A 25,550-nucleotide genomic window follows, 5' to 3' on the forward strand; every position below is an offset into this window, starting at 1 on the left:
CGGCCAGCGCCAGTGCGGATCGTCGGGCCGCGCCCCGGTCAGCCGCCGCCAAGGGGCAGCTTGCGGGCGAAATATATCTCGACGGCCTTGGCAACGCCCTTCGCGATGCGGCTGCGCCCTTCGGGCGAGGCCAGGAAGGCGGCATCCTCGGCATTGCTGAGATAGCCGGTCTCGAACAGGACCGATGGCGTGTCCGGCGCCTTCAAAACCATGAGTGAAGCATAGCGGTGGAACGTGGTACGGAACGTCAGGAACGGCGCCCCCTCCCGCTGAAGAAGGCGGGCGAAATTCGCTGATTCCTTCATTGTTTCGCGCTGAGTAAGGTCGATCAGGATAGACGACACCTGGTCAGTCTGTGCGCCCAGATTGACGCCATTCAAAACGTCCGCCCTGTTCTCCCGCGCCGCCAGCCGTGCCGCTTCCCGATCCGATGCCACTTCCGACAGGGTATAGACTGTCGCGCCGCGCGCCTCATGATTGTCCGCCGAATCGGCATGAACGGAAATGAAGAGGTCCGCATTCATCTTCCGCGCGATGCCATAGCGTTCCTGCAGGACCAGAAAGCGGTCGTCGTCCCGTGTCAGCGCGACGCGAAGTCTGCCCGACTTCACCAGTTGATCCCGGATCGCCTGCGCGATCGCGAGCGTCAGATCTTTTTCGCGCTCGCCGGTTTCCGCGTTGATCGCGCCGGGATCGTGCCCGCCATGCCCCGCATCTATGACGATCAACGGGCGTGACACATCGGCTGATCCTTCCACCCGTGGCAGCGAGAGGCCGCGCGCAACCGGCGGGATCGGCACGGTGATGCTATGCAGCCGCTTGGCCGGACGGGGCGCCATCGAGGCTGGCTTGTCGAAGCTGATGCGCGCCGCCCCCTGAGGACCGGCCAGAAAAGCAGTTGCCAGGGCAAGAGCGTGGAGCATGGCGCGCTTGTGCCCCGCACCGCCCCATGCCGTCCAGCCCCATTTCAGCGGCGGCCATTCGCTTCCGCGTTTACCTTTGCTTCACCATGTTGAGCGATTAAACGCAGGAATGGCAGCATTCGTCCTGGACCAAACAATTTTGCGGGGGACGTTGCTAGGCTGGCCTTAGGCTGCTACCCATTCACATTCCTGAAAGAAACGCCCACATTAGGCCCGTTTCTTCATCAGGAACTTTCACGGCAGCATCGGCGAGCGCCAAGGCGCTTGAGACCCGATGCGACGAACAGGTTGACGCTGCATGAGGCATGATTTCCATTCCACGCTGAGCCCGATAGCGGGCGATGCGGCGTGGATGGAGCGGACCGGCGATTTGCCCGGCCCTGCCGATGCAGCAGAAGCGCAGTTTTTCCTGTCAAACCGGACGATAGCAACACCCGCGCCGCTGGCGGCGCGACTGCATTCGTCCCTTCACTATCGCGTGGCAGCCCGGCCCAGTGCCGCTGGCCGCCTTCGCCGGAGAATAATAAATGACAATGCGTATGCTGATCGATGCGCGCCACCGGGAAGAGACCCGGGTCGCGGTCGTCAAAGGTAACCGGATCGAGGAGTTTGATTTCGAATCGGCCGAGCACAAGCAGCTCAAAGGCAATATCTACCTCGCCAAGGTTACTCGTGTAGAACCCTCGCTTCAGGCGGCGTTCGTCGATTATGGCGGCAATCGCCACGGCTTCCTGGCGTTCAGCGAAATCCACCCAGATTATTACCAGATTCCGCGCGAAGACCGCGAGGCGCTGCTGCGCGAAGAGCGCGAGCATGCCGAGGAAGAGGCCGCTTTACGCGCCGATTTCGAGGATGACGATGATCATCATGGCGACGATGGTCTGGAGCTGGTCGAAGCCACCCATCATGAAGATGATGAGGGCGAGGCCGCCGAGAGCAGCGAAGGCGCCGCAAAGGGTGGCCGTCGGAAGCGCGGTGGCGATGAAGCCGCCGACGAACTGCGCCGCAAGCGCATGGCTCTGCGCCGCCGTTACAAGATTCAGGACGTCATCAAGCGCCGTCAGGTGCTGCTGGTGCAGGTCGTCAAGGAAGAGCGCGGCAACAAGGGCGCGGCGCTTACCACCTATCTGTCGCTGGCCGGTCGCTATTGCGTGCTGATGCCGAACACGTCGCATGGCGGCGGGATTTCGCGCAAGATCAGCAACGCCGCCGATCGCAAGCGGCTGAAGACGATCGTCGCGGAGATGAACCTGCCCTCGACCATGGGCTGCATCGTCCGCACCGCTGGCCTTCAGCGCACCAAGCCGGAGATCAAGCGCGACTTCGACTATCTCGCCCGCCTGTGGGACGAGATTCGCGAAAAGACGCTGAAGTCCGAAGCGCCCGCGCTGATCCACAATGACAGCGACCTCATCAAGCGCGCGATCCGCGATATCTACAACAAGGATATCGAAGAGGTCATCGTTGAGGGCGAATATGGCTATAAGGCCGCCAAGGACTTCATGAAGCTGCTGATGCCCAGCCATGCGCGGCGGGTGCAGCAATATGCCGACGCCGTGTCGCTGTTCCAGCGCGCGGGCGTCGAGGATCAGCTGGCGGCGATGTACAATCCGGTCGTGCAGCTGAAATCGGGTGGCTACCTCGTCATCAACCCGACCGAAGCCTTGGTATCGATCGACATCAACTCCGGCCGGTCGACGCGTGAGCATGGCATCGAGCAGACCGCCGTCGCCACCAACCTGGAAGCTGCCCGCGAAATCGCTCGCCAGTTGCGCCTGCGCGACATGGCTGGCCTCGTCGTCATCGACTTTATCGACATGGAGATGAACTCCAACATCCGTAAGGTCGAGAAGGCGATGAAGGAGGCGCTGAAGGACGATCGCGCCCGTATTCAGGTCGGCCGCATCTCCGGCTTCGGCCTAATGGAAATGAGCCGCCAGCGCCTGCGCACCGGCGTGCTGGAAGCATCGACCCGCCAGTGCCCGCATTGCGAAGGCACCGGCCTTGTCCGCACGGCATCGTCGGCGGGCCTTAGCGCGCTGCGCATGCTGGAAGAGGAAGCGGCGCGTGGTCGCGGCAACCTCGTCACCCTGCGCGCGAGCCAGGAAGCGGCCTTCTATGTCCTCAACAACAAGCGTCGCGAGCTGGACGAGATCGAGCAGCGCTATGGCGTGACGATCGCCATCCTGCCCGATGGCGAGGTCGAAGGCGCGCGCATGTCGGTGGAAGCCAGCGGCCCGCGTCCGGAACGGGTGGTGAGCTATGCTCCGATCGTCGAGGAAGAGGATGACCTCGACATCGTCGAGGAGCTGGAAGAAGAGGAAATCGAGGAAGTCGAGGCCGCTGAGCGCGAAGAGCGCGGCGACCGGGGCGAGGATCGCGAAGGCGGCCGTCGTCGTCGTCGCCGTCGTCGCCGTCGTGGCGGCCAGCGTGATGAGCATCACGCCGAAGGTGAAGCGGAAGCTGCCGCTGGTGCCGACGACGAAACTGGCGAAGAAGCCGAATCGGCTGGCGAAGAGAGCGAAGAACACGCTGTCGACACCCATGGCGAAGGCGAAGAGGCCGGTCGCCGTCGTGGCCGTCGCGGTCGCCGTGGCGGACGCCGTCGTCGCGAGGGCGAAGCGGTTGCCGACGAGGCTGCGAGCGAAGCCGTAGAAGCTTCCGAGCCCGCCGCTGTCGAGCCTGTCGCCGAGACGGTAGCAGAAGCAGCGCCCGAAGCGCCTGCGGAGGAAGAGGCGCCAAAGACGCGTCGTCGCCCCCGTGCTCGCAAGGCAAAGGAAGCCGTGGAAGCGCCCGTGGAGGCCCCCGAGGCTCCGGTCGAAGAGGCAGCCGAGGAAGCACCCGCCAAGCCCAAGCGCACTCGGCGCAAAAAGGCAGAAGCTGCTCCCGAAGCCCCTGCCGAACCGGTCGTAAGCGTGGAACCGGAAGCCGAGGCACCCGCCAAGCCCAAGCGCACTCGGCGCAAGAAGGTTGAGGCCATTGCCCAGGACGCGGCGGAGGCTCCCGCGATCGCAGGAGCCGTGGCACCGGAAGCTGGCGCAACAGCGGCAGCATCAGGTGAGAGCGCGGTCTCGACGGCTGATGGCGAAGAGACGAACGACGACGATAGCGCACCGCGCCGTGGATGGTGGCAGCGCACCTTCGGTCAGTAAGGACGTCCGCCCGATGAGCAACGCCGCCGCCTTGCCGGTTTTCCGGAAAGGTGGCGGCGTTCTCGCTTCAGGCGGAGTTCATGGCGATGCTGGCAGGCGCGCGGACATGCTGCGTTCGTCCCTGCTCCATGGTGATCGGCCATGATGCGCCGCTGGCTGCGTGCCGCCGCGATTGCGGCTGCGTCGCTGGCATTCATGGTCCAGCCCGCGCTGGCGCAACAGATTCTGCGCGACGCGGAAACCGAAGCCTTCATGGCCGACATGTCGGGACCGCTGGTCAGCGCGGCGGGGATGGAACCGCGCAATGTCCAGGTGCTGGTTCTCAACGATCCGGAAATCAACGCCTTCGTTGCAGGCGGCCAATATGTCTGGGTTCATAGCGGCCTGATCGCCGCAGCCGACAATGTGAGCCAGCTGCAAGGGGTCGTCGCGCACGAACTCGGCCATATCGAGGGCGGCCATATCATCCGGTCCTCGGAAGGCATGAAGGCGGCGACCGGCATCACCCTGCTCAGCCTTGTCCTGGGCGCCGCTGCGATTGCGGCAGGCGGCGCGGAAGCGGGCATGGGCATATTGGGCATGGGGCAGCAGGCGGCGATGGGCAAATATCTCGCCTTTTCGCGCGCGCAGGAAAGCTCGGCCGACCTTGCGGGTGCGCGCTATTTGAGCAAGGCGGGCTTGTCGGGCAAGGGCAGCCTGGAATTCTTCAAGAAGTTGCAGAACCAGGAATATCGTCTCGCGATCCCGCAGGAGGATAGCTACGGCCGCACGCATCCGCTGTCCGGCGAACGCATCAATGTCCTGCGGGAAGTGTATACGGTCGATCCCGCTTGGGACAAACCGATCGATCCGAAGCTGGAAGCCCGGTTCGAACGCATCAAGGCCAAGCTGGTCGGCTTCGTTTCCGAACCCACGCAAACGCTGATCAAATATCCCGAGAGCGATCAGTCTCTCCCCGCGCATTATGCGCGCGCCTACGCCTGGCATAAAAGCGCCTATCCCGACAAGGCAATCGCCGAGGTCAACGCCCTTCTGACAGCGCAGCCGCATGACCCTTATTTCCTGGAACTCAAGGGTCAGGTGCTGCTGGAAAGCGGCAAGCCCGCCGACGCCATCCCGCCGCTGCGCGAAGCCGTGAAACTGACGCAGCAGCCTTTGATCGCCACCATGCTGGGCCATGCGCTGATCGCGACGGAGGATGACAAGAACTTCGCCGAAGCCGAACAGGTGCTGCGTAATGCTGTGGCGCGCGACCGGGAAAATCCGTTCGCCTGGTATCAGCTTGGGGTCGTCTATGAACGGCGGGGTGACACGCCCCGCGCGGCGCTGGCAACGGCAGAACGCTATGCCCTGATGGGCGACGACCAGATGGCGCTGCGCAGCGCGGACGCGGCCATGCAGGGATTGAAGCCCGGCACGGTTGACTATCTGCGAGCGCAAGATATCGCCATGGTCTCCCGCGCAGCCGTCGAGCAGAAGCGAAAGAAGAAATGACCGAAACCTCTCGACCCGGCATTCGCGCCGCCCTTTCCAACAGGACCATCCAAATGACGATTGGCGCCCTCGCCTTCATCGCCGCCACTGCCGCTGGCGCGGCTCTAGGCATGCAGAGTAGCGGCAGCGTCGCCGCCGGAGACAAGGCCGCGATCGAGAAGATCGTGCGCGACTATATTCTGGAGCATCCCGAGATCATTCCCGAAGCGGTCGAGCGGCTGCAGGCGAAACGCGTGTCGGACAGCATCGGCGAAAGCCGCAAGGCGATCGAAACACCCTATGCGGGCGCGTGGGAAGGCGCGGCCAACGGCGATGTCACGGTGGTCGAATTCTTCGATTACGCATGCGGCTATTGCCGCGCGTCCCTGCCCGACCTCGCCAAGCTGGTGGGCGAGGACAAGGGGGTGAAGGTCGTCTATCGCGAGTTGCCGATCCTGTCCGACGAGAGCGCCGATGCGGCCAAGGTGTCGCTGCTGGCGGCGGAAAAGGGCCAATATATGCCTTTCCATCGGGCGCTGTATGCGAGCGGGAAGGTCACGCGAGACACCATATTGGGCGCCGCCGCCAAGGTCGGCATAGACGGAAAGGCTGCGGAGGCGGCCATGGCCAACAGCAAATATGATGGTGAAATCCAGGCGAACATCGCGCTGGCGCAAAAGCTGCGCGCCACGGGCACGCCGACCTTTGTGGTGGGTGATCAGGTTCTGAACGGCGCGGTGGGGTATGACGCGCTGAAGCAGGCTGTCGCGGCGACGCGGGCGAAGTAGTGGGCGACCTTCTCCCTCTCCCCTTCAGGAGAGAGGGTGTCGAGCGTAGCGAAGGCGGGAGAGGGGAACGCACAGCACATCCGTTGCTCCCCTCTCCCTAGCCTTCTCCCCTGAAGGGGAGAGGGAACATGTTGAGCATATCCCTCCTCCTCCGCCATTGACTCGTCCCCCGCTTTTGCCTATCGGACGCCGCCTGACATGCGGTCGCCCATCGGCGGCCCTTTTTTGTCACGCCCGATTTTGACGTTTTGCTTGAGGAATGAACGATGAAGCGCACCTATCAGCCGAGCAATCTGGTTCGGAAGCGCCGTCACGGTTTCCGCGCTCGCATGGCGACCCCCGGCGGCCGCAATGTGATCCGCGCCCGCCGTTCGCGGGGCCGCAAGAGCCTGAGCGCCTGAACGACGCGCCGCCGGATCGCGCGCCAGCCATGATGAGGCGGCGCGCTGATTTCCTGGCGGCGAATCGTGGGCGGCGCGCGCCGATGCCGGGCTTTGTCCTGCTGGTGCGCGAACGTGGCGATGGCGATCCGGCGATGCGTATCGGCATCACGGTTACGAAAAAGATTGGCGGCGCTGTCATCCGCAACCGGATGAAGCGCCGTTTTCGCGTCTTGGCGCGGGATTTGTTGCCTATCCACGGAGTCGCGGGCGCGGACCATGTGCTGATCGGCCGTTCCGAAGGTATCGAGCGCGACTTTGCGTTGCTCCGGTCGGAACTGGAAAAGGCTCTGGGCAAGGTGATGAGCCGCCCTGCTGGCACCCATCGAGGGCCTCCGCGAAAGAAACCTTGCCGCGAACAGGGCGCTCAGTAGCAATGATCGCTCGTCTGCTTATCCTGATTGCGCGCTTCTGGCAGCTTGGCCCTTCGCGCATATTGCCCCCCAGCTGCCGTTATGCGCCGTCCTGTTCGCAATATGCGATTGAGGCCGTCGGCAAATATGGTGCGGTGAAGGGTAGCTGGCTCGCCACGAAGCGGCTAATGCGATGCCATCCTTGGGGCGGTTCGGGCTACGACCCGGTCCCCTGATACGAATTTTCACAAGACACGGCGGAGCCGACAAGCGTGGACGACAAGAAGAATATTGTTCTGGCGGTGCTACTGACCGCAGCGATCCTGTTCGGCTGGCCCTATATTGCCAAGCATTTCTTCCCTGCCGCGAACCCGCCCGCGACGAAGATCGAAGGCGGCAAGACCACGCCGGTGGCGCAGGGATCAAGCCCGGTAGCCAGCAGCCCGTCGGCGACTCGCGATCGCGCCCTGGTCTTGAAGGAAAGCCCGCGCGTCGCGATCCGTACGCCCAAGCTGACCGGCTCCATCAACCTGAAGGGCGCGCGCATCGACGATATCGTGCTGCCCACCTATGGCGAAACGATCGCGAAAAATTCGCCCGCGATCCGGCTCTACAGCCCTTCGGGCACGAGCGACGCCTTTTTTGCTGGCTTCGGCTGGCAAGGCGAAGGGTTGAAGGCCCCTGACGCGAACACCGTATGGACGGCCGACGCGAAGGAACTGACCCCGACCAACCCCGTGACCCTGCGGTGGGACAATGGTGCGGGCCAGGCCTTCGAAATCCGCCTGTCGGTGGATGATAATTACATGATCACCGCGCAGCAGAAGGTCGTGAACAGCGGCACTGGCGTGGTCGGGGTGAAACCTTATGGTTACATCAACCGCACTGGCATCCCCAAGGACCCGGACACCTGGACCATCCATGTCGGCCCGATGGGCGTGTTCAACGGCGCTGCCAACTATGATGTGAACTACAAAGACCTGAACAAGGGTCCTTCCAGCCAGAGCTTCCAGTCCACAGGCGGCTGGCTGGGCTTCACCGACAAATATTGGCTGTCGGCACTGGTCCCCGACCAGAAGGCAGCATTTGAGGGTCAATTCCGTAAGGGTGCCGGCACGCAATATCAGGCCGACTACAGCCTGGCTCCGACCATGCTGGCGCCGGGCAAGGCCGTCACCCAGACGGTGCGCCTGTTCGTGGGCGCGAAGGAAGTGAAGACGCTCGAAGCCTATCAGGATGCGGGCATTCCGCTGTTCGACCGGGCTATCGACTGGGGCTGGTTCTACTGGTTCGAAAAGCCGATCTTCGCGCTGCTGCACTGGCTGTTCGAACATATCGGCAATTTCGGCGTGGCCATCATCTGCCTGACCTTCGTGGTCCGCGCGCTGATGTTCCCCGTCGCCCAGCGCCAGTTCGCCAGCATGGCGGCGATGCGCGCGGTGCAGCCCAAGATGAAGGCGTTGCAGGAGAAGTATAAGGACGACAAGCCCAAGCTCCAGCAGGAGATGATGGAGCTGTACAAGCGCGAGAAGGTGAACCCGCTCGCCGGCTGCCTGCCCATCTTCATCCAGATCCCGATCTTCTTCGCACTGTACAAGGTGTTGCAACTGACGATCGAAATGCGCCATCAGCCGTTCGTGCTGTGGATCAAGGATCTGTCCGCGCCCGATCCGCTGCATATCCTCAACCTGTTCGGCATGCTCCCCTTCACACCCCCGGCCTTCCTGGGCATCGGTGTGCTGGCGCTGCTGCTCGGCATCAGCATGTTCTTCCAGTTCAAGCTGAATCCGGCTCAGATGGACCCGATGCAGCAGCAGATCTTTTCGATCATGCCGTGGATGATGATGTTCATCATGGCGCCGTTTGCTGCGGGCCTGCTGGTTTACTGGATCACCAACAACTGCCTGTCGATGCTGCAGCAGTGGTGGCTCTACAAGCGCCACCCCGTGCTGAACGCGGCTCCGGCGAAATAAGGCGGATATCCAAGTGGACGAGCAGGAACAGGCAGAGCTGATCGAAGAAGCGCGCAAGGTGTTCGCCGGGCCGATCACCTTTCTCAAGTCAGCGCCGGATTTGAAGTTCCTGCCCGACATGTCGGTCAATGAAGTGGCGTTTGCGGGCCGATCGAACGTCGGCAAATCGTCCCTGCTGAACGCGCTGACGGGCCGCAACGGGCTTGCCCGCACGTCGAACACGCCGGGACGGACGCAGGAACTGAACTTTTTCGATGTCGGCGACCCGCTGCGCTTTCGCCTCGTCGATATGCCTGGTTATGGCTATGCGCGCGCGCCCAAGGACATGGTGCGCCAGTGGCGCTTCCTTGTGAACGACTATCTGCGCGGGCGGGCGAAGCTGAAGCGCGCACTCGTCCTGATCGACAGCCGGCATGGCATCAAGGATGTCGATAATGAGATTTTCGACATGCTTGACGCGGCGGCCGTCAGTTATCGCATCGTCCTGACCAAAGCGGACAAGGTAAAGGCCAGCCATCTCGCCGAAGTGATCCAGGCGACTGGCGATGCCGTCCGGAAACGGCCCGCTGCCCATCCCGAGATTATCCCGACCTCAAGCGAAAAGGGCATGGGCATAGCGGAACTTCGGGCGGCCGTTCTGGCGAGCGTGACTGAAGGGTGACAAGTCGTTGTTAAAACGGGGCAGTTGACCCTGCCCTCCCTCCGCTGACGCTTTAAGCTATCCCATTCGCCAAACAGCCAAGGCCGGGATCAGAACAGTTCATATTGCCCGTCTCCTTTAAGCGTCCAGGTGCCAAGAATATCGTGCCGGGTGCGGCCCACATGGCTGCAAACCAGGACAAACTGGTCGAGCGACCACAGGAAGCCGTCGACACTTTGCTGTGCCGGAGGGCCGTCCCTGTAGAATAGCGTCTGGTGCGGGCTGAAGGTCCAGCCGGGGCGCAAGGCCACGCCTGCCCCCCGCATCGCGTCGATGATCGACTTCTGTAATTGATTGAGCAGCGGCAGGGATCGCGAAGGGCGCAGGGCGGCGGAGCGATTGCTGAAGCTTAGTCGGTCGAGCCTCATGTCAAAAGGTTCGGCTTCGACCGTAGTCCCTGCCCGCAGCAATGCCTTGATCACCGCATAGGGATATTCGATATAATCGGCGGTCACGGCCAGCGTGACATGCTGATGCTCCGGCCGGATGCGGCGCTCCCCGCCGCCCAGTGTCTCTGCCAAATGATCGGTCTGGCGCGCGATGATGGTGGACGGCTTCAGCGCGAAAATGAGACGATATTTGGTGTCGGCGCGCATGTCATGGCGCATGGCTGATCCTTTCGAGTCGATATGTTCACTATATGTTCCTATTGCGTTGATAGCGAGTCCTGGGAGCCGATCCGCCATTCGGACGTTGGGCATGGTCTCAACCAAGGAGTGTCCGATGGCTCAGCTCACGCTGCCGCAGCTGGCGAAGAAGATGAAGGATATCGACTTCGCCATGCTTTCCACTCGCGCTGAAGGTGGCCAGATCGCCGCACGGCCAATGAGCAACAATCGCGACGTCGATTATGATGGCGACAGCTATTATTTCACCACCGACGACACGGTTATGGTCCACGATATCGAGCGCGACCCGAAGGTTGGCTTGGCCTTTCAGGGCTCCGGCGGGCTGTTGAAGCAGAGGCCGCTATTCGTGGCGATAGAAGGACGCGCCGATCTTGTCCGTGACAAGGGAGCGTTCAAGGCGCATTGGAACAGCGATCTTGACCGCTGGTTCGATGAAGGCATCGACACGCCGGGGCTCGTGATGATCAAGGTCAGCGCGGAACGGGCGCATTATTGGGATGGAGAGGATGAAGGGGAGGTCCAGCTCTGATCTTGACGGATGGACGGGCAAGCGAGATCGCTTCAGGACGGCGTCACGCTGGATATTGTCCCTATTTTATCTGATCGCGGGCGTCGCCCATCTGACCCGGCCCGGCGGCTTCATCGCCATCACGCCAAATTGGGTCCCCCACCCCGCTGACATCATCGCGCTGACCGGCGTGGCGGAAATTGCGGGCGCTGCGGGATTGCATGTCCCTAGACTGCGTAGGGCCGCCGGGATCGGCCTTGCCCTTTACGCGCTGTGCGTATGGCCAGCCAATCTGAACCATGCGCTCAACGATATTCCGTTGAATGGCATGCATTTAAGCTGGTGGTATCACGGCCCGCGCCTGCTGTTGCAGCCGGTGATCATATGGTGGGCTTTGTGGTCCAGCACGGCAATCGAATGGCCGTTCGGGCGGAAACGTGACGTCCCATATCAATGATTGTCTTTGAAATGGGTGGCCCTACTGTGTCGGCCGCCTTCCACGAACAAAGATAGAGAGAGAGTGATGAACCGGCACATCCCCTGGATCCTGACGGCCATAGTCGGGGCGATCGCCTTGTCAGTGGTTGCGATATCCCGGGGCGAGGCGGTCAATGCGCTCTGGATCGTCGTGGCAGCGGTCAGCAGCTTCCTGGTCGCCTATCGCTATTACGCGCTCTACATTGCGCGGCATGTGATGCGGCTTGATCCTGCACGACCCACGCCCGCGCTAAGGCGAGCCGACGGACTTGATTATGTCCCGACCGACCGCGTGGTTCTGTTCGGGCATCATTTCGCGGCGATAGCGGGCGCTGGTCCTCTGGTGGGGCCGGTCCTTGCCGCGCAGATGGGGTATCTGCCCGGCACCATCTGGATCATCGCGGGCGTAGTGCTGGCGGGCGCGGTGCAGGATTTCATGGTCCTGTTCATTTCCATGCGCCGCGATGGCAAGTCGCTCGGCGAGCTTATCCGCATGGAAATGGGACAGGCCGCTGGGACGATCGCCCTGTTCGGCGCCTTCATGATCATGGTGATCATCCTGGCCGTGCTGGCGCTGATCGTGGTGAAGGCGCTGGCGGAAAGCCCATGGGGCATGTTCACCGTTGCCGCCACGGTGCCGCTCGCCCTGCTGATGGGCGCCTATACGCGCTGGATAAGGCCGGGGCGGATTGGCGAGGTGTCGCTGATCGGCCTCATCGGCCTGCTGGCGGCGATCATATATGGGCAGTCCATCGCGCAATCGCCGCTATGGGGGCCGGTCTTCACCTTCACGCCGATGCAATTGTGCTGGATCCTGATCGGCTATGGCGCGGTCGCATCGGTGCTGCCGGTCTGGCTGCTGCTGGCGCCGCGCGACTATCTGTCGACCTTTCTCAAGATCGGCGCGATCGCCGCGCTTGCCATCGGCATCGTCATCATGGCGCCGCCGCTCAAAATGCATGCCGTCACACAATTCGTAAACGGCAATGGCCCGGTCTGGTCGGGCGGGCTCTTCCCCTTCCTGTTCATCACCATCGCCTGTGGCGCGGTATCGGGATTTCACGCCCTGATCGCCAGCGGCACTACACCCAAGCTGATCGCGAGCGAGAGTGACGCGCCGCTGATCGGCTATGGCGCGATGCTGATGGAGGCGTTCGTCGCGATCATGGCGCTGGTGGGCGCGTCGATCCTCGATCCCGGCATTTATTTCACGATGAACAGCCCGGCGGCGGTGATTGGCGCCGACGCGAGCAGCGCGGCCGCCGCCGTCACCGCGATGGGCTTCCCTATTACCCCTGACCTTATCGCACAGACCGCCCGAGATGTGGGCGAACATACCATAATCTCTCGCGCGGGTGGCGCGCCCACGCTGGCCGTGGCGATGGCGGAAATCTTTTCCCATGTGATCGGCGGGCCGGCGATGAAAGCCTTCTGGTATCATTTCGCCATATTGTTCGAGGCGCTGTTCATCCTGACGGCGGTTGATGCAGGCACGCGCGCGGGCCGTTTCATGTTGCAGGACCTGATCGGGCTGGCCGTGCCCCGCTTCAAGGATACAGCGGGTATCGTGCCGGGGCTGGTGGCCACCGCGCTGACGGTTTCGGCCTGGGGCTTCTTCCTTTATCAGGGCGTCACGGACCCGCTGGGCGGCGTGAATACGCTATGGCCGGTGTTCGGCATTTCCAACCAGATGCTGGCGGCGATCGCGCTGATGCTGGCGACGGCGGTATTGTTCCGGATGAAGCGGAACCGCTATGCCTGGGTGACGATGATCCCGACCGCCTGGCTGCTGGTCTGCACATTGTCGGCCGGATTGCTGAAGCTGTTTTCGGCCGATGCGAAGGTCGGCTTCCTTGCCCATGCGGCGAAATTCTCAGCAGCAGCGAATGAGGGCAAGTTGCTCAACCCCGCCAAGTCCATGGCGGAAATGCAGCAGATTATCTTCAACGACCGGGTGGACGCCGGGCTGGTCGCCATTTTCCTGATGGTGGTGCTTTCGCTGCTGTTCTTCACCGTCCGCACCTGCCTCGCCGCACGTCGGGCCGATGCGCCGACGGCGCGCGAAATCCCCGCCTCTCTGGTGCCAGCGGAATGATCGGCTTGTTCGACAGGGTGCGGCGGATGGCGATGATGATGGTCGGTGTCCCCGATTATGAGGGCTATGCCCAGCATATGCACATGCATCATCCCGGCGAGCCGATCATGACGCCTACCGAGTTTTTCCGCGATCGGCAGGAGGCGCGCTATGGCGGGAAGAATGGCGGCAAATGCTGTTAAGGACGCCGGTCAGCTACGCGCGTTGAAGCCTGCGATCATGCCCGCTGCGATGGACAGGGCGATCTCAGCCGCGCCCACCGCGCCGATGTTCAGCCCCGCCGGACCGTCTATTCGATCAAGTTGCTCTGCGGAAAAACCCATTGCCGACAGGCGCTCAAGCCGCGCAGCATGGCTCTTTCGCGATCCCAGCGCGGCCACATAGCCGGTCGGCGCGCGCAGGGCGGCGGCCAGAGCCGGATCGTCGATCTTGATATCATGGCTGAGCGTTACGACTGCCGTCGCCTCACCGGGGCGGCGCGCCGCGATCGCCTCGTCGGGCCAGCGGTCGTCCAACTCCACGCCGGGGAAACGCTCCTCTGTCAGGAAGCGACCGCGCGGATCGATCACTACGGGTCTGACCCCAATGGCCTGGGCAAGCGCGCATAAGGATTGGGCGATCTGCACCGCGCCTACGATCAGCAACTGGCGCGGCGGATCGTAGCGGTTGTGAAACTGGCCCTCGATCACTGCTTCACGGGTGATGCCTGTACCAAGGTCGGTGGAAAGGATGAGGGACCGCCCCTCATCGCGGGCATCAGCAATCCGGTCGAACAGCGTAGGGGCGAAGCTCCCGTCCTCCACCGGCTGGACCAGCACGCTGATCTCGCCTCCGCAGGGAAGACCCACGGACCAGGCGTCATCATCGGCAACGCCATAGCGTTCGAGATGCGCAGGGCGACCCGCGATCACCTCCTCCGCCCGTTGCAGGACGTCGGCCTCAACACAGCCTCCTGAAATGCTGCCTTCGAAGCGGCCGTCGCGATGGACGATCATATGACTGCCACGCGGCCGGGGGGCCGATCCCCATGTCGATACGACCGTTGCCAGCGCGATGGGCGCGCCACGCCACTCGATCGCCTTGCGTATCACCGCGTCATTGTCGTTCAATCCGGGCCTCCTTGCCCATCGCACATAGGAGGTCGCCGATGCGTCGCCAAGCTAGACCAGCCGCCGCCCCGTCCACACGACCCGGCCGACGATCGCCACCAGCGATGGATCGATGTCCACCCAATCGGGATAATGAACATTGTCGCTGCGCACACTGAACAGCCCTCTGCGTGGCCCCATCGCGATACGCTTCACCATCAGCACGCCGTCCAGTCGCAGCACATATACCCCATCGCGAAGCCGCATCGCGTCATCATCATGGTCGACCATGATCTCGTCACCATCATTGAGCGTCGGCGCCATCGATTCGCCATCCACCCGGATGATGGATACTCTTTGAGGCTTCACGCCCAGATGGCGCAACCAGTTCGCGTCGAAAGCCATGACACCCGCCGCCCGCTCATCCTCGTCAAGCGAACCGGGTCCGGCCGACGCGCCAAGCGACAGGCGCGGCACAGGCACCACTGCGGGCAGAGGCCGCGATTTCCTTTCCACCGGGGCTTGGCGCCCCGGCCCACCCAGCAGGTCTTCGGCAACGCCAAAATAGCGTGCAAGCACCCGCCGGTCCTCCTCATCCAGTTTGCGGGGCGTGCCGCGCTTAATGAACTGCTGAACATAGGCCGGGTTACGCTTCAGCAGGCGGGACAGGTCGGCATAATTCTCCCCCCTCTCGGCAATCAGCCGTTCCAGCACAACGCGCGGATCTTCTCCATTACCGATCATGATTCATCCATAATGATAGGAATTTTCCTAGACAAGTAGGAAATAGGGGGAGAAATAGGAAAACACTTAGGGATTCGCAGGGGGCGAATCGCATCGAAGAGAGGAGATTGAACCGCATGCTGATTCGCGCCGTAGAGAAGTTCCTGCGGGACAACGGCATTCCGGCGACACGCTTTGGCCGTGAAAGCGTTCGCGATCCCCGTCTGGTGTTCGACCTGCGTCAAGGTCGCGAACCGGGGGAACGGATCAAGAGACGTATAGAACATTTCATGAACACATATCGCAGGAGCGCGGGTCAATGACAAGTCTGGATCATCTCCGCCAAGGCCGGAAACTGGTCGAAAATGAAGGAAGGCGCCTGAGTGGACAGGACCCCCTGCCCCGACTGCTCGCCCAATTGATCGAGCGTGCGGGCGAACCCGTCAGCATCGAACGCGCTATCAGCCGTCCCTGGGCCAGCGCATTGTTCCAGGGGAGGCGGCACGTCATCACGCTGCGGATTAAGGGGCCGGACGCTAAAGATCGGCGAGCCCGGTTCGCCGAAGGGCTGGAGGAAGCCGAATGGACGCTACCCAGGCATTTTGTCGCCGACATCATAATTGATGGCGGCAGGTCGGCTTTGGAAGAGGAGTGGATCGAACTGTCGGCGCTCACCATCGAAGATTGGTGAGCGGCAGTCCTCAGCGCGCCCGATCCGCCATGGCCCGCAATGTGCCAAGCGCCGCGCGCAGCGCCTGATCGACATCATCCTCGACCCGATCCCGCACCGGGACCCGCTGTTCGGTCGGCATGTCAGCGATGACACCGTCGGCGGCGGCAGTCCTGGCGCCACGCACACGATCGGTTAGGCCTTTCTCGAACCGCGCGGTGAGTTCAGCCAGCGAAGGCAGGCTGGGAACTGGCGGGATGTCGTTGGACAGATCGGCGGGGGCGGAATCGGTGGCAATGACGCTCACCGCTTCAAATTCGGCATCGACCGCTGAATGAATGTCCGGGGCCTCTGCTGGCGTCGGCTCACCGGGCAGGATTATGGCCTCCGCTTCCGGTTGAGCCGATTCGAACTGTTCACCCCGCGCAGGGCCAATCCGGGGGAAAATCTCCAGGCCGCCAAAGTCGCGGCTCGCGAAGATGGGCGCACGCGCCGGGGCGTCGGGATGCGCGTCGGCGCGGCGCATCAGCGGGCGCGATATTCTGGAGGCTCCAGAGGTCCGGCCGCGAGACAGCCAGTTCAGCTTCGGCAATGCAAAACCCATATCACTCACTCCTGTAACGCTGCGAGAGCGTCGATCCTTTTTCATCGGCATGGGCGCCGCGTTGAAACTTACGAAGCCCATCGCCATCAGCGCGCCGAAGCCTGCAACAAGCAGGCGCGCTTTCAACCCCAACGGCGGCGCGGCGGCGGGCAAGGCTTCGCTTAGTCCGCTCGACGCGACGATTGTCTCGACCAGTCCCACGGGCATCGCCAACAGGATCAGCGCGACCGCCAGCCCTGCCAGCACGGCCGGGGTCATCGCCCTATGAAGTCGAACCGCCGCCATGTTGCAGTTCAGGCGGCGGCGCGAACGCGCGCGATCCGCTGCGCCAGTAACCGCTCATAGACAGGCCCATAACGCAGAATATTTGACGACCAGTTACGCTCGCGTTCGACAAAGGCGCGAGCCGTCGCCCGCCGATCGTCCCAAAACCCACGATCAGCGAACATCTTTGCCAAAGCGGTCGCAATGGCCGCGGGATCGCCGGGCGCGAACAGCGTGCCGGTCACCCCATGTTCGATCAACTCGCGATGACCGCCGACATTGGAGGCAGCTACCAGCCGTCCCTGCGCCATTGCCTCCAGCGGCTTGAGCGGGGTCACAAGATCGGTGAGCCGCATCGCCTTGCGCGGATAGGCGAGGACATCGACCTGCGCATAATAATCCTCGACCTCATCATGAGGGACGCGCCCTACGAAAACGATATGGTCGGCGAAGGGCGAGGCCGTCGCCTGGTCGCGCAGTGCCTGTTCGCGCGGACCGCCGCCTACCAGCAGCAGCTTGACCTTGGGCCGCGCGCGCACCAGCCGGGGCATCGCGGCGATGAGGTCATCCAGACCTTCATAATCGTAGAAGCTGCCGATGAAGCCGACCACATCGGCGCCCTCAAGCCCCAGCCTTGCGGTAAGCGCCGGATCGCGCGGCACCGGTGTTCCGAATTGCTCCATATCCACGCCGTTGGGCGAAACGATGATCTTGGCCGGATCGATCCCGCGCGCAACCAGATCGTCACGCAGCCCTTCGCAGATGACCGCGACGGCATCGGCCGCGCGCACCGCATGGGTTTCCAGTTGCCGGGTCAGCCAATAGCGCGGGCTGCCTTCGGTGCCGGTGCCGTTTCCGACCGCTGCATCCTCCCAGAAGGCGCGGATTTCGTAGATCATCGGAATGTCGTGCCGCTTGGCCGCGCGTTGTGCCGCCATGGCGTTCAACACGGGCGAATGGGCGTGGATGACGTCCGGCCGCCACCGAGCGATCAGCGAATCGATGGCATCCGCATGCGCCGCGATGTCTCGCCATTCGCGCAGCAACGGATTGCCGGTTGTCGGCGTGCCCGGCGTGCGATGAAAATGAAGGCCGTCCACGACCTCTTCTGCTGGGCCACTGGCGCCGTGACGCAATCCGGTGATTCCCCGCACGTCCCAGCCCTGCGCCATTTGCGCTCGCAGGATCGCACGCGTCCGGAAGGTGTAGCCGCTATGCATCGGCAGGCTGTGATCGAGCACATGGAGTATCCGAGTCATGACGCTTGTTGTGGCGGAAAAGGTTTAACGGCCCGTCAACTCTGCCGCGCTAGGGAAAGGCCGTGGCCATGGAAGAACTCTTCGCGCGATGATTGACGCCCTTTCCCTGCTGATCAGCCATGGCGTCATCATGCTGGCGGCCTGGCGCCTGCTGCCGCGCGCCGATCTGGATGACGAATCGCAGGTGGAGCAATCGCGCGATGCGTGATCTGTTCTTCCTCGCCTTCCTTGGCGCCTTCTTCCTGCTGGGGCTGCGGCGTCCTTTCCTGCTGGTCGCCGTCTACGCCTATATCGACATCGTCTCACCGCAGCGGCTGTCCTACTTTCTTCTGAATCGCATCCCGATCTCCGCGATTGCCTTCGCATTGGCTGTTGGCGCATGGCTGCTGGTGGACAAGAAGACGGACTGCCGCTTTTCCATGCGGCAATTGCTGCTGCTGATCTTGCTGGCCTGGTGCGGCTATACGACCGCGACGGCCGACTTCCCGCTCAACGCCCATACCAAGTGGGAATGGGTGTGGAAGGCGATGATCTTCGCGATCTTCCTGCCTCTCACCCTGCGCACCCGGCTGCGGCTTGAGGCACTGGCGCTGTTCATGGTGCTGTGTGCGAGCACCATCATCATCAATGGCGGTATGAAGACGGCGCTGTCGGGCGGCGGCTATGGCGTCCTCAACCTAATGGTCGATAATAATAGCGGCCTTTATGAAGGCAGCATTATCAGCTGCGTCGCCATCTCGCTGATCCCGCTCATCCTTTGGCTGGCGAAACACGGCACCATCTTTCCGCCGGACTGGCGGGTGCGAACCTTCGCCTATGCGCTGTGCTTCGCCTGCCTGTTGATGCCGATCGGCACCGAAGCCCGCACGGGCCTCGTCTGCATTGTCATCCTTGCTGGCATGATGCTGATGCGGTCGAAGCGGCGGTTCGTCTATGGCCCATTGCTGGCTGTGGCCGCGCTTGCCGCCATCCCCTTCTTGCCCGCCAGCTTCACCCAGCGCATGTCCACCATCGAGAATCATCAGGGCGACGAAAGCGCTTCCACCCGCCTCGCCGTTTGGAAATGGACGCTGGACTATGTGAAGGAGCATCCCGGCGGCGGCGGCTTCGACAATTACCTTCAGAACAGCTTCACCTATTTCATGCAGGAACGGGTGACCGACAGCGGCGGGTCGCGCATGGAGCGGCGGCTCGTTACTGACAAGGGCCGCGCCTATCACAGCGCCTATTTCGAAATGCTCGGCGAGCAGGGCTATTTCGGCTTCGCTCTCTGGCTGCTGATCCACTTCATCTGCTTCATCCGCACTGAAGCAATCCGCCGACGTTATCGGGGCCGCGATGGTCCGGGCGAGGCATGGGTCGCGCCCTTCGCGCTGGCGCTTCAGCAGGGCCATGTCATCTACATGATCGGTTCGCTGTTCGTCGGCATCGCTTACCAACCCTTCATCTTCATGATGCTATCGCTGCAAATCGGCCTCGACACCTATCTCACGCGCAAGCAGCGGGAAGGTACGCGAGCCCCGGCCATTCCGTTCCGGCCCTCAAAGCCGATCACAGGGGGAGTATGATGAGCGGAGAACTCCGCATTCTGGGCATCGCCCATGGCTTGTTGCTCGGACTGGTGCTGGCGTCACCCATGATCGGCAGGGAGTTCCTGCCATGGGGCGTGGAAGCGCTGTTCATTATCGCGGCTTTCCAACTGCGCCTTGCCGACCGGCGATGGGAAACCCGCGCGGGCCTGCGCGGCTGGATCAGCCATATTCGCATGGCGCCCGGACGCCTCGTCCCCTGGGCTGCCACGGCGGTGGTGGCGGTCATCGCGGGGCCAGAGCAGGCGGCGCTCGCCGGGTCGATATTGGCAGCGGTGCTGATGGCGGAGCTGCTTCTTTATCCTGCCGGAGCCTATCTGCTTGGCCGCCTGCCCCGTGCCGGGATCGCGCTCCTCATCCTTCTTCTGCTCATCGGCTGCGGCCTTGCGGGCCAGGGTCAGCCCGCCCGGCTCGCCATGGCTTTCGCGCTGGGGGTGAGCGGCTGCATATTCTGGATGCGCGGGCCGGACGGTGAAGCACGGTCCACCATGATCGCCGCAGCCACAGCCTTGGGCTTCTTCGCGATCGCGCTGCTGCTGCCCAATATGGCGATGATCGCCATGCCCGCCGCGATATTGGCGGCGACCCTGACCCTCGCACATCTATCGGTCATCCGCCGCCATCCTGAGCATTGGCGCTTGCGCAGCAGCGGAGCGCTTCGTTGGCGCTTGACCGGCTCACAGCCCGGCCGATCCTGACCCCACGCGTCGAGGCCGGGGAACGCAAGCGCGGTAAGGCGGGTTAATGGCTCTTGAGAAGGAGCCAAATGCCGCAACGCCTCGTCCACGCCAATGACAGCCTGCCGGGAATAGCGCGCCGCCCATTGAAACGGGGATGGGCCTATTTCCTTGCCGATGGCACGCGGATCACCGACCGGGACGAGATCGACAGGCTTAACGCCATCGGCATGCCGCCCGCCTATCGGGATTGCTGGTTCTGCCCGCTACCGCATGGCCATATACAGGCGACCGGCTATGACGACAGGGGCCGCAAGCAATATCGCTATCATCCGGAGTTCCGCGCCGCGCGAGAGGCGGAGAAATACGGCGGCTGCGCCTTGTTCGGCCGCGCGCTGCCCCGCCTGCGCGCGCGCATAGAGGCTGACCTGTCAATCCGCGGCCTGCGCAAGGAAAGGACCCTGGCCGCAGTCGTGCGCCTGCTCGACCTTGCCAAGGTGCGCGTGGGCAACGAACAATATGCCACAGCGAACAAGAGCTTCGGCGCCACGACGCTGCGCCGCCGCCATGTCGACCTTAGCGGGCAGAAGCTGCGGTTGCGCTATCGTGCCAAGTCGGGGCGCGAACATGACCTGACGATCAGCGACCGGCGGCTGCTCCGCTTTGTGCGCGCGATGCAGGACCTGCCGGGGCAGCATCTGTTCCAATATCTGGACGAGGAAGGGATCGCCCGGCCGATCACTTCCGGAGACGTGAACGCCTATATAGCGGAAGCCATGCGGCATGACTTCACCGCCAAGCATTTCCGCACATGGGGCGCATCGGCCGTCGCCTTCGAGGCTTTAGCCTCCGGCCCTGTATCGCTCGCGCAGATGGTCGCGCCAGTGGCCGAAGCCCTCGGCAACACCCCCGCCATCAGCCGTAAAAGCTATATTCATCCAGCGCTGATCGAATTGTGCAAGTCGGGACAGGATGAATGGCGGGCAGGGCTTCGCTTGCCGCGCAGTACGCGCTATCTCACCCGCTACGAACGCGGACTGATCGCCTTTCTGGAAGAATGCGGGGCAAGCTCCTCTCTTCCTCTGGCGGCCTGACCGCTTAGATTTTTCAGGGATCCCCATGGCTGCAAAGAATGACCCGGCCTTCACGGTTCGCGCTCCCAACCTTTCGGAAATGTGGCACGCCACGACGAACTGGTTTGCCATTCACTCTTTGCAGATAGTGATGGCCGTCGGGGCAGGCATCGCCATCTATCTCGCCCTCGCCGCGCTGCGGCAATTCGGCAAGCGGTTCAGGGGCAAGCCGGGCAGCACGCTTGGCGTTTCCAACGTCGTTGGCCGTGCCATCGCCCGGACCACCCACTTCTTCATGGCCCTGGTCGCCGCGCGGCTGGTGGTCAGCTACGCCAATCCTCCGCAGATGGTGCTGAAGACGGTAGCGTTCCTCTTCACCATCGCCGCCGTTTTCCAGGCCGCCATCTGGGCGCGCGAGATCATCCTGGGCCTCGTTGAACGCAAGACCGTTGGCGAAGACGCTCATGGCGAAACCCTGGCCAACGCCATGGGCTTGATCCGCGTCCTCGTGACCTTCGGCCTGTTCGCCATCGCCTTGATCGTCGTACTCGACAATCTGGGCGTCAACGTAACGGGTCTGGTCGCGGGCCTTGGCATCGGCGGCATCGCCATCGGCCTCGCGGCGCAGGGCATCTTCTCGGACCTGTTCGCTGCCCTGTCGATCATCTTCGACAAGCCCTTCCGCCGGGGCGAGGTGATTACCTATGACCAGACCACCGCACGGGTCGAACGCATTGGCCTCAAGAGCACACGCCTGCGCGCCATGACTGGCGAGAAGAAGGTCATCTCCAACGCCAACCTCCTGCAAAAGGAGATTACCAGCCTTCAAACGCTGGAGCAGCGCCGCGTCACCTTTGCCATCGGCATCATCTACCAGACGCCGGATGAAAAGGCCGATGCCATCCCTGCCCTGCTTGAGAAGATCGTAACGGACGAAGGCATGCATTTCGTCAATGCCGGGCTGGTGCGCTTTGGCGCGAGCTCGCTGGATTACGAACTTAATTTCGACGTGCCCTATCCCGACCAGCATGATTATTTCCAGTCGCGCCATCGCATCGGCCTTGCGATCTGGAAACGATTCAAGGCGGAAGGCATTGAATTTGCCTATCCCACCCAGACGAGCTTTACCGCAGCACCGGACGGGCGGACGATCATGCCCTATCCCGATCCCATCCACATCGACCATGGGGGGGCTGCGCGGCTCATCTGAGCGGTTTTTCGATTCGCTTCACCTTCCCCTTGCTTGCATCGGCCCTGTCAGCCGGTCAGGCAGCAGCATCGCTGATTGGGGATTGAAGATGATTTCACGCACCAAACTCGCTGCCGCCGCACTGATGGGCTCTCTCGTCATCGCTCCTGCGGCGCATGCCGAAGGGCTTGGAGCCGAAGTCAATTACGGCCGGGCAAATGGTCATTGGGGCACCGAAATCGGCGCAGGCTATGCACTGGACGTGGCGGGTTTCAGCCTGACCCCCGGTGCGGGCGTCTATCTGCGCGATGGTGACGCCAAGCTGTATGGCCGGGTCGAGGCAACCTATCACCTGCCAGCCTTTGCGACGATCGGCGCGGGCATTCGGTTCAGCGGTGACAACAGCCGACCCTATGCCACCATCGCGATGCCGATCGTCCCGAAGCTGCGCGTGAAAGGCAATGTCGGTCCCAAATATTATGCCGTAGGCCTGACGCTCGGCTACTGACCCGTGCCCCAAAGCGTGCCCGGCTGCAGCATGCCGTCCCGCAAGGCGAGGGCACCATCCCTGTCCTTGGCCAGCAGCAGGGCACCATCCAGGTCTATCCAGTCGGCGCCCTGCGCGACCAACACCGCAGGGGCAATCCCGAGCGACGTGCCGAGCATGCAACCAACCATGATGCGGAAGCCCCGCTCCCTTGCGGCACGGGCAAGAGCCAGCGCCTCGGTCAACCCGCCCGCCTTGTCCAGCTTGATATTGACCGCGTCAAAGTCCCCCAGTCGATCTAGGTCCGCACGCGTGTGGCAGCTTTCGTCCGCGCAGAGCGGGAGTGGCGCCTTAACGCCCGCCAGCCTGTCCTCACGCCCGTGACAAACCGGCTGCTCCACCATTTCCACGCCGAGTTCAGCGAGAGCGCCCGCTTCGGCCGCAATGTCGAGATCATGCCAGCTTTCATTGGCATCGACGATCAGCCGCGCACTGGGCGCCCCGACGCGAACCGCCGCGATCCGTTCCCTGTCCCCCTCACCCGTCAGCTTGCATTTCAACAGGGCAAAGCCCCTGCCCGCCGCGGCACGGGCGTCGGCTTCCATCTGGTCGGGGTCATTCAGGCTGATGGTGAAGGCAGTAGGCAGCGGCGCGGGGGGGTGAACGTCGGCCAGTTGCCAAACGGGAATGCCCGCCTGCCTGGCCTCCAGGTCCCACAACGCGCAGTCAAGCGCGTTGCGCGCCGCGCCTCGGGGCATCGCTTCCAGCAGTGCCTCGCGAGCCGGCGGCCCCCGATAAGCGTTGAGGGCGGCGGCACAGCCTTCGGCTGTTTCACCTTCGTAATAGATGGGCGTGCCTTCGCCCCTGCCCACATGTACGCCATCGCTCACGGTACAGACCACGACGTCCACAGAGGTTTTGGCGCCCCGGCTGATGATGAAGGCGCCTGCTACCGGCCAGCGTTCGATGGTGGCGGAAATTATACGGGTCATCGACGTTTCCTGAGCGGCAAGTTAGGGACCGGACACAGGCTCTATGCGAGAATCGCGGGCCGCCGCATAGTCCCGCCAGATCTTATATAAGGATGGGTGCATCGTGACTTCCCGCGAATTGACTGGCTTTCTTTCCCTCGCCGAACAGGAGGACGGTGCGACACAACGCCGGATGTCCGATCTGGCATGGCGCATCGGTTTTGGGGCGATCAGTTGGCCGTGGCTGCTCGCCAGCCTTTCGGGTGGGCGCAAAGCCGACAAGCGCGCCCTGATGGATGAGTTGAACCTGCCTCATGATGCGCTTCCGCATCTTGGCAGCTGGAAGGCGGATGTGGGCTTCCTGCGCCATATCGTGCGGGAGATTGCGCGCTTGCGGCCTGCGCAGGTCGTGGAACTTGGCGCAGGCGCTTCCACATTGGTCGCGGCCAAGGCCTTGGCGATGCATGGTGGTGGCCGCCTGACCAGCTTTGACCAGCATGGCGGCTTTGTCGATGCCACCCGCAACTGGCTCTGCGATCATGGTCTGCAAGCCGACCTGCGCCATGCGCCGCTGGCATCGGAGAGCAGCGATTGGCCGGGGCGCTGGTATGCGCTGGACGATCTGCCTGAGCGCATCGACCTTCTGATCATCGATGGACCGCCATGGTCGGTTCACCCGCTGGTGCGGGGAGCAGCGGACAGCCTGTTTGCACGGCTGTCGCCCAACGCCGTTGTCTTGCTGGATGACGCGGCGAGGCCGGGCGAACGAATCGTGGCACGACGCTGGCGTCAGCGCTGGCCGCACATCGATTTCCGGCTGATGCATGACGGCACCAAGGGCACGCTGGTTGGGCGCACGCGTGACATGTCGATCCCGGTCGCCAACGATAATGAAGGCGGGCGCGGCTGGCAGCATTTGCGCCGGACAGCCGCGATCGCAGCCCTGCTGGCGACGGGCTGGATCGCGAGAGGCGCGTTGGGCGAGTTTCCACAGGCGGCGCAGGCCAGCCCCTTCCTCGACGAAGCGGCGGCGTCCCACCGTGCTGGCCTGTTGCGGCAAAATATGGCGTCTCAGGTGGAGAGCGCGACCCTCAACAGCGAGGAAATACGCCGTTCAACCGGGATCATCCTGCCATCTTTTCCCCGCAGCTGGCGCGTTACCGACGTTCAGCTCTTTCCGACGCCGGACAGTCCGGCCATAGCCATCTCGATCGTGACACCCGCAGGCGAACAACTCTCCTTCTTTGCGGACAAAGCCGAAACGCCTGCAGAAGGACGTCCCCTCATCGCCCGGCGCGCAACCGATATCATCGCCTATTGGGAAGCTGGCGACATGGCCTACGCACTGACCGGTCGCACGGCCGCTCGCCGCATCATGACGCTGGCGGCGGAGATTACACCTTCCAGCTGACGCCGCGCCGCTGATCCTCGTTGAGGCTTGGGCC

General features: G+C 63.0%; 28 protein-coding genes. 21 read left to right on the plus strand and 7 right to left on the minus strand.

Annotated elements, in window-relative coordinates:
• Positions 1 to 38: 38 nt before the first annotated feature.
• The gene (locus ACZ5ZH_RS09160; protein ID WP_464772623.1) at positions 39 to 971 is read right to left on the minus strand and encodes an N-acetylmuramoyl-L-alanine amidase family protein; all 933 of its coding nucleotides are present in this window, start codon (positions 969 to 971) and stop codon (positions 39 to 41) included.
• A 479-nt stretch (positions 972 to 1,450) separates the two neighbouring features.
• Here ACZ5ZH_RS09160 and ACZ5ZH_RS09165 point away from each other — a divergent pair, with 479 nt between their 5' ends.
• The 9 genes from ACZ5ZH_RS09165 to yihA all read left to right on the plus strand — a co-directional run bounded on the left by ACZ5ZH_RS09165 (position 1,451) and on the right by yihA (position 9,763).
• Positions 1,451 to 4,075: an Rne/Rng family ribonuclease gene (locus ACZ5ZH_RS09165; protein WP_464771313.1), complete on the plus strand. Its 2,625-nt coding sequence runs from the start codon at positions 1,451 to 1,453 to the stop codon at positions 4,073 to 4,075.
• 13 nt (positions 4,076 to 4,088) lie between these two features.
• Entirely contained in the window at positions 4,089 to 4,220 is a 132-nt protein-coding gene (locus tag ACZ5ZH_RS09170; protein WP_464771314.1) for a hypothetical protein, read from the plus strand.
• Entirely contained in the window at positions 4,220 to 5,569 is a 1,350-nt protein-coding gene (locus ACZ5ZH_RS09175) for a M48 family metalloprotease (protein ID WP_464772624.1), read from the plus strand. The genes ACZ5ZH_RS09170 and ACZ5ZH_RS09175 overlap by 1 nt, the downstream gene beginning before the upstream one ends.
• Positions 5,566 to 6,336, plus strand: coding sequence for a DsbA family protein (locus ACZ5ZH_RS09180; protein WP_460986785.1), 771 nt, complete (start codon positions 5,566 to 5,568; stop codon positions 6,334 to 6,336). The genes ACZ5ZH_RS09175 and ACZ5ZH_RS09180 overlap by 4 nt, the downstream gene beginning before the upstream one ends.
• A gap of 266 nt (positions 6,337 to 6,602) precedes the next feature.
• The gene (gene rpmH / locus ACZ5ZH_RS09185) at positions 6,603 to 6,737 is read left to right on the plus strand and encodes a 50S ribosomal protein L34 (protein ID WP_013848777.1); all 135 of its coding nucleotides are present in this window, start codon (positions 6,603 to 6,605) and stop codon (positions 6,735 to 6,737) included.
• Between the two features lie 32 nt (positions 6,738 to 6,769).
• Entirely contained in the window at positions 6,770 to 7,150 is a 381-nt protein-coding gene (gene rnpA / locus ACZ5ZH_RS09190) for a ribonuclease P protein component (RefSeq protein ID WP_460986786.1), read from the plus strand.
• A gap of 2 nt (positions 7,151 to 7,152) precedes the next feature.
• A complete protein-coding gene (gene yidD, locus ACZ5ZH_RS09195; protein ID WP_460986787.1) occupies positions 7,153 to 7,365 on the plus strand; it encodes a membrane protein insertion efficiency factor YidD in 213 nt (70 codons plus the stop codon).
• Positions 7,366 to 7,401: 36 nt separating this feature from the next.
• The gene (gene yidC, locus ACZ5ZH_RS09200; protein WP_464771315.1) at positions 7,402 to 9,102 is read left to right on the plus strand and encodes a membrane protein insertase YidC; all 1,701 of its coding nucleotides are present in this window, start codon (positions 7,402 to 7,404) and stop codon (positions 9,100 to 9,102) included.
• Positions 9,103 to 9,115: 13 nt separating this feature from the next.
• On the plus strand, positions 9,116 to 9,763 hold the full coding sequence (gene yihA, locus ACZ5ZH_RS09205; RefSeq protein ID WP_460986789.1) for a ribosome biogenesis GTP-binding protein YihA/YsxC: 648 nt from the start codon (positions 9,116 to 9,118) through the stop codon (positions 9,761 to 9,763).
• Positions 9,764 to 9,852: 89 nt separating this feature from the next.
• On the opposite strand, the gene ACZ5ZH_RS09210 is transcribed toward yihA, so the two are convergent.
• Complete coding sequence (locus ACZ5ZH_RS09210; RefSeq protein WP_464771316.1) at positions 9,853 to 10,410, minus strand: 2'-5' RNA ligase family protein; 558 nt, start codon at positions 10,408 to 10,410, stop codon at positions 9,853 to 9,855.
• 115 nt (positions 10,411 to 10,525) lie between these two features.
• On the opposite strand from ACZ5ZH_RS09210, the gene ACZ5ZH_RS09215 reads away from it, so the two are divergent.
• The 4 genes from ACZ5ZH_RS09215 to ACZ5ZH_RS09230 all read left to right on the plus strand — a co-directional run bounded on the left by ACZ5ZH_RS09215 (position 10,526) and on the right by ACZ5ZH_RS09230 (position 13,693).
• Positions 10,526 to 10,960: a pyridoxamine 5'-phosphate oxidase family protein gene (locus tag ACZ5ZH_RS09215; RefSeq protein ID WP_464771317.1), complete on the plus strand. Its 435-nt coding sequence runs from the start codon at positions 10,526 to 10,528 to the stop codon at positions 10,958 to 10,960.
• Positions 10,938 to 11,396, plus strand: coding sequence for a DoxX family protein (locus ACZ5ZH_RS09220; protein ID WP_464771318.1), 459 nt, complete (start codon positions 10,938 to 10,940; stop codon positions 11,394 to 11,396). The genes ACZ5ZH_RS09215 and ACZ5ZH_RS09220 overlap by 23 nt, the downstream gene beginning before the upstream one ends.
• Before the next feature lie 66 nt (positions 11,397 to 11,462).
• Positions 11,463 to 13,511, plus strand: coding sequence for a carbon starvation CstA family protein (locus tag ACZ5ZH_RS09225; RefSeq protein WP_464771319.1), 2,049 nt, complete (start codon positions 11,463 to 11,465; stop codon positions 13,509 to 13,511).
• Positions 13,508 to 13,693 carry a YbdD/YjiX family protein gene (locus ACZ5ZH_RS09230; RefSeq protein WP_464771320.1) on the plus strand — a complete coding sequence of 62 codons (186 nt, stop codon included), beginning with the start codon at positions 13,508 to 13,510 and terminating at the stop codon, positions 13,691 to 13,693. Before ACZ5ZH_RS09225 ends, ACZ5ZH_RS09230 begins: the two co-directional genes overlap by 4 nt.
• 9 nt (positions 13,694 to 13,702) lie before the next feature.
• Here the strand turns inward: ACZ5ZH_RS09230 and ACZ5ZH_RS09235 are convergent, their stop codons facing one another.
• Entirely contained in the window at positions 13,703 to 14,620 is a 918-nt protein-coding gene (locus tag ACZ5ZH_RS09235; RefSeq protein ID WP_464771321.1) for an XdhC family protein, read from the minus strand.
• A 51-nt stretch (positions 14,621 to 14,671) separates the two neighbouring features.
• Positions 14,672 to 15,343 (minus strand): S24 family peptidase, encoded by a 672-nt coding sequence (locus ACZ5ZH_RS09240; protein ID WP_460986795.1) that lies wholly within the window; start codon positions 15,341 to 15,343, stop codon positions 14,672 to 14,674.
• A gap of 116 nt (positions 15,344 to 15,459) precedes the next feature.
• Here ACZ5ZH_RS09240 and ACZ5ZH_RS09245 point away from each other — a divergent pair, with 116 nt between their 5' ends.
• Positions 15,460 to 15,645, plus strand: a complete 186-nt coding sequence (locus ACZ5ZH_RS09245; protein ID WP_097092364.1) for a hypothetical protein — start codon at positions 15,460 to 15,462, stop codon at positions 15,643 to 15,645.
• Complete coding sequence (locus tag ACZ5ZH_RS09250; RefSeq protein ID WP_449474173.1) at positions 15,642 to 16,013, plus strand: hypothetical protein; 372 nt, start codon at positions 15,642 to 15,644, stop codon at positions 16,011 to 16,013. Before ACZ5ZH_RS09245 ends, ACZ5ZH_RS09250 begins: the two co-directional genes overlap by 4 nt.
• Positions 16,014 to 16,023: 10 nt before the next feature.
• Here the strand turns inward: ACZ5ZH_RS09250 and ACZ5ZH_RS09255 are convergent, their stop codons facing one another.
• The gene (locus ACZ5ZH_RS09255) at positions 16,024 to 16,881 is read right to left on the minus strand and encodes a hypothetical protein (protein WP_464771322.1); all 858 of its coding nucleotides are present in this window, start codon (positions 16,879 to 16,881) and stop codon (positions 16,024 to 16,026) included.
• Between the two features lie 8 nt (positions 16,882 to 16,889).
• On the minus strand, positions 16,890 to 18,119 hold the full coding sequence (locus ACZ5ZH_RS09260) for a TIGR04063 family PEP-CTERM/XrtA system glycosyltransferase (RefSeq protein ID WP_464771323.1): 1,230 nt from the start codon (positions 18,117 to 18,119) through the stop codon (positions 16,890 to 16,892).
• Positions 18,120 to 18,319: 200 nt separating this feature from the next.
• Here ACZ5ZH_RS09260 and ACZ5ZH_RS09265 point away from each other — a divergent pair, with 200 nt between their 5' ends.
• The 5 genes from ACZ5ZH_RS09265 to ACZ5ZH_RS09285 all read left to right on the plus strand — a co-directional run bounded on the left by ACZ5ZH_RS09265 (position 18,320) and on the right by ACZ5ZH_RS09285 (position 23,155).
• Positions 18,320 to 19,687, plus strand: coding sequence for a putative O-glycosylation ligase, exosortase A system-associated (locus ACZ5ZH_RS09265; RefSeq protein WP_464771324.1), 1,368 nt, complete (start codon positions 18,320 to 18,322; stop codon positions 19,685 to 19,687).
• On the plus strand, positions 19,687 to 20,406 hold the full coding sequence (locus tag ACZ5ZH_RS09270; protein WP_460986798.1) for a hypothetical protein: 720 nt from the start codon (positions 19,687 to 19,689) through the stop codon (positions 20,404 to 20,406). Before ACZ5ZH_RS09265 ends, ACZ5ZH_RS09270 begins: the two co-directional genes overlap by 1 nt.
• Positions 20,407 to 20,474: 68 nt before the next feature.
• Entirely contained in the window at positions 20,475 to 21,479 is a 1,005-nt protein-coding gene (locus ACZ5ZH_RS09275) for a DNA topoisomerase IB (RefSeq protein WP_464771325.1), read from the plus strand.
• 25 nt (positions 21,480 to 21,504) lie between these two features.
• Positions 21,505 to 22,668: a mechanosensitive ion channel family protein gene (locus ACZ5ZH_RS09280; protein WP_464771326.1), complete on the plus strand. Its 1,164-nt coding sequence runs from the start codon at positions 21,505 to 21,507 to the stop codon at positions 22,666 to 22,668.
• An 88-nt stretch (positions 22,669 to 22,756) separates the two neighbouring features.
• Positions 22,757 to 23,155, plus strand: coding sequence for a hypothetical protein (locus tag ACZ5ZH_RS09285; RefSeq protein WP_464771327.1), 399 nt, complete (start codon positions 22,757 to 22,759; stop codon positions 23,153 to 23,155).
• Here the strand turns inward: ACZ5ZH_RS09285 and dgcA are convergent.
• On the minus strand, positions 23,149 to 24,126 hold the full coding sequence (gene dgcA / locus ACZ5ZH_RS09290) for an N-acetyl-D-Glu racemase DgcA (RefSeq protein WP_464771328.1): 978 nt from the start codon (positions 24,124 to 24,126) through the stop codon (positions 23,149 to 23,151). The two genes, ACZ5ZH_RS09285 and dgcA, sit on opposite strands and share 7 nt — an antisense overlap.
• Positions 24,127 to 24,229: 103 nt before the next feature.
• On the opposite strand from dgcA, the gene ACZ5ZH_RS09295 reads away from it, so the two are divergent.
• A complete protein-coding gene (locus ACZ5ZH_RS09295) occupies positions 24,230 to 25,516 on the plus strand; it encodes a class I SAM-dependent methyltransferase (RefSeq protein WP_464775171.1) in 1,287 nt (428 codons plus the stop codon).
• The last annotated feature ends 34 nt before the right edge of the window (positions 25,517 to 25,550 follow it).

It is taken from the genome of Sphingobium sp. TomMM7A, assembly GCF_055397305.1.

Bases quoted from the DNA above. Each gene is read 5' to 3' on its own strand.
- ACZ5ZH_RS09165 (WP_464771313.1), top strand. From the start codon at position 1,451: ATGACAATGCGTATGCTGATCGATGCGCGCCACCGGGAAGAGACCCGG.
- ACZ5ZH_RS09170 (WP_464771314.1), top strand. From the start codon at position 4,089: ATGAGCAACGCCGCCGCCTTGCCGGTTTTCCGGAAAGGTGGCGGCGTT.
- ACZ5ZH_RS09175 (WP_464772624.1), top strand. From the start codon at position 4,220: ATGCGCCGCTGGCTGCGTGCCGCCGCGATTGCGGCTGCGTCGCTGGCA.
- ACZ5ZH_RS09180 (WP_460986785.1), top strand. From the start codon at position 5,566: ATGACCGAAACCTCTCGACCCGGCATTCGCGCCGCCCTTTCCAACAGG.
- rpmH (WP_013848777.1), top strand. From the start codon at position 6,603: ATGAAGCGCACCTATCAGCCGAGCAATCTGGTTCGGAAGCGCCGTCAC.
- rnpA (WP_460986786.1), top strand. From the start codon at position 6,770: ATGAGGCGGCGCGCTGATTTCCTGGCGGCGAATCGTGGGCGGCGCGCG.
- yidD (WP_460986787.1), top strand. From the start codon at position 7,153: ATGATCGCTCGTCTGCTTATCCTGATTGCGCGCTTCTGGCAGCTTGGC.
- ACZ5ZH_RS09210 (WP_464771316.1), bottom strand. From the start codon at position 10,410: ATGCGCCATGACATGCGCGCCGACACCAAATATCGTCTCATTTTCGCG.
- ACZ5ZH_RS09215 (WP_464771317.1), top strand. From the start codon at position 10,526: ATGGCTCAGCTCACGCTGCCGCAGCTGGCGAAGAAGATGAAGGATATC.
- ACZ5ZH_RS09220 (WP_464771318.1), top strand. From the start codon at position 10,938: ATGAAGGGGAGGTCCAGCTCTGATCTTGACGGATGGACGGGCAAGCGA.
- ACZ5ZH_RS09225 (WP_464771319.1), top strand. From the start codon at position 11,463: ATGAACCGGCACATCCCCTGGATCCTGACGGCCATAGTCGGGGCGATC.
- ACZ5ZH_RS09230 (WP_464771320.1), top strand. From the start codon at position 13,508: ATGATCGGCTTGTTCGACAGGGTGCGGCGGATGGCGATGATGATGGTC.
- ACZ5ZH_RS09240 (WP_460986795.1), bottom strand. From the start codon at position 15,343: ATGATCGGTAATGGAGAAGATCCGCGCGTTGTGCTGGAACGGCTGATT.
- ACZ5ZH_RS09245 (WP_097092364.1), top strand. From the start codon at position 15,460: ATGCTGATTCGCGCCGTAGAGAAGTTCCTGCGGGACAACGGCATTCCG.
- ACZ5ZH_RS09250 (WP_449474173.1), top strand. From the start codon at position 15,642: ATGACAAGTCTGGATCATCTCCGCCAAGGCCGGAAACTGGTCGAAAAT.
- ACZ5ZH_RS09255 (WP_464771322.1), bottom strand. From the start codon at position 16,881: ATGGCGGCGGTTCGACTTCATAGGGCGATGACCCCGGCCGTGCTGGCA.
- ACZ5ZH_RS09260 (WP_464771323.1), bottom strand. From the start codon at position 18,119: ATGACTCGGATACTCCATGTGCTCGATCACAGCCTGCCGATGCATAGC.
- ACZ5ZH_RS09265 (WP_464771324.1), top strand. From the start codon at position 18,320: ATGCGTGATCTGTTCTTCCTCGCCTTCCTTGGCGCCTTCTTCCTGCTG.
- ACZ5ZH_RS09270 (WP_460986798.1), top strand. From the start codon at position 19,687: ATGAGCGGAGAACTCCGCATTCTGGGCATCGCCCATGGCTTGTTGCTC.
- ACZ5ZH_RS09275 (WP_464771325.1), top strand. From the start codon at position 20,475: ATGCCGCAACGCCTCGTCCACGCCAATGACAGCCTGCCGGGAATAGCG.
- ACZ5ZH_RS09280 (WP_464771326.1), top strand. From the start codon at position 21,505: ATGGCTGCAAAGAATGACCCGGCCTTCACGGTTCGCGCTCCCAACCTT.
- ACZ5ZH_RS09285 (WP_464771327.1), top strand. From the start codon at position 22,757: ATGATTTCACGCACCAAACTCGCTGCCGCCGCACTGATGGGCTCTCTC.
- dgcA (WP_464771328.1), bottom strand. From the start codon at position 24,126: ATGACCCGTATAATTTCCGCCACCATCGAACGCTGGCCGGTAGCAGGC.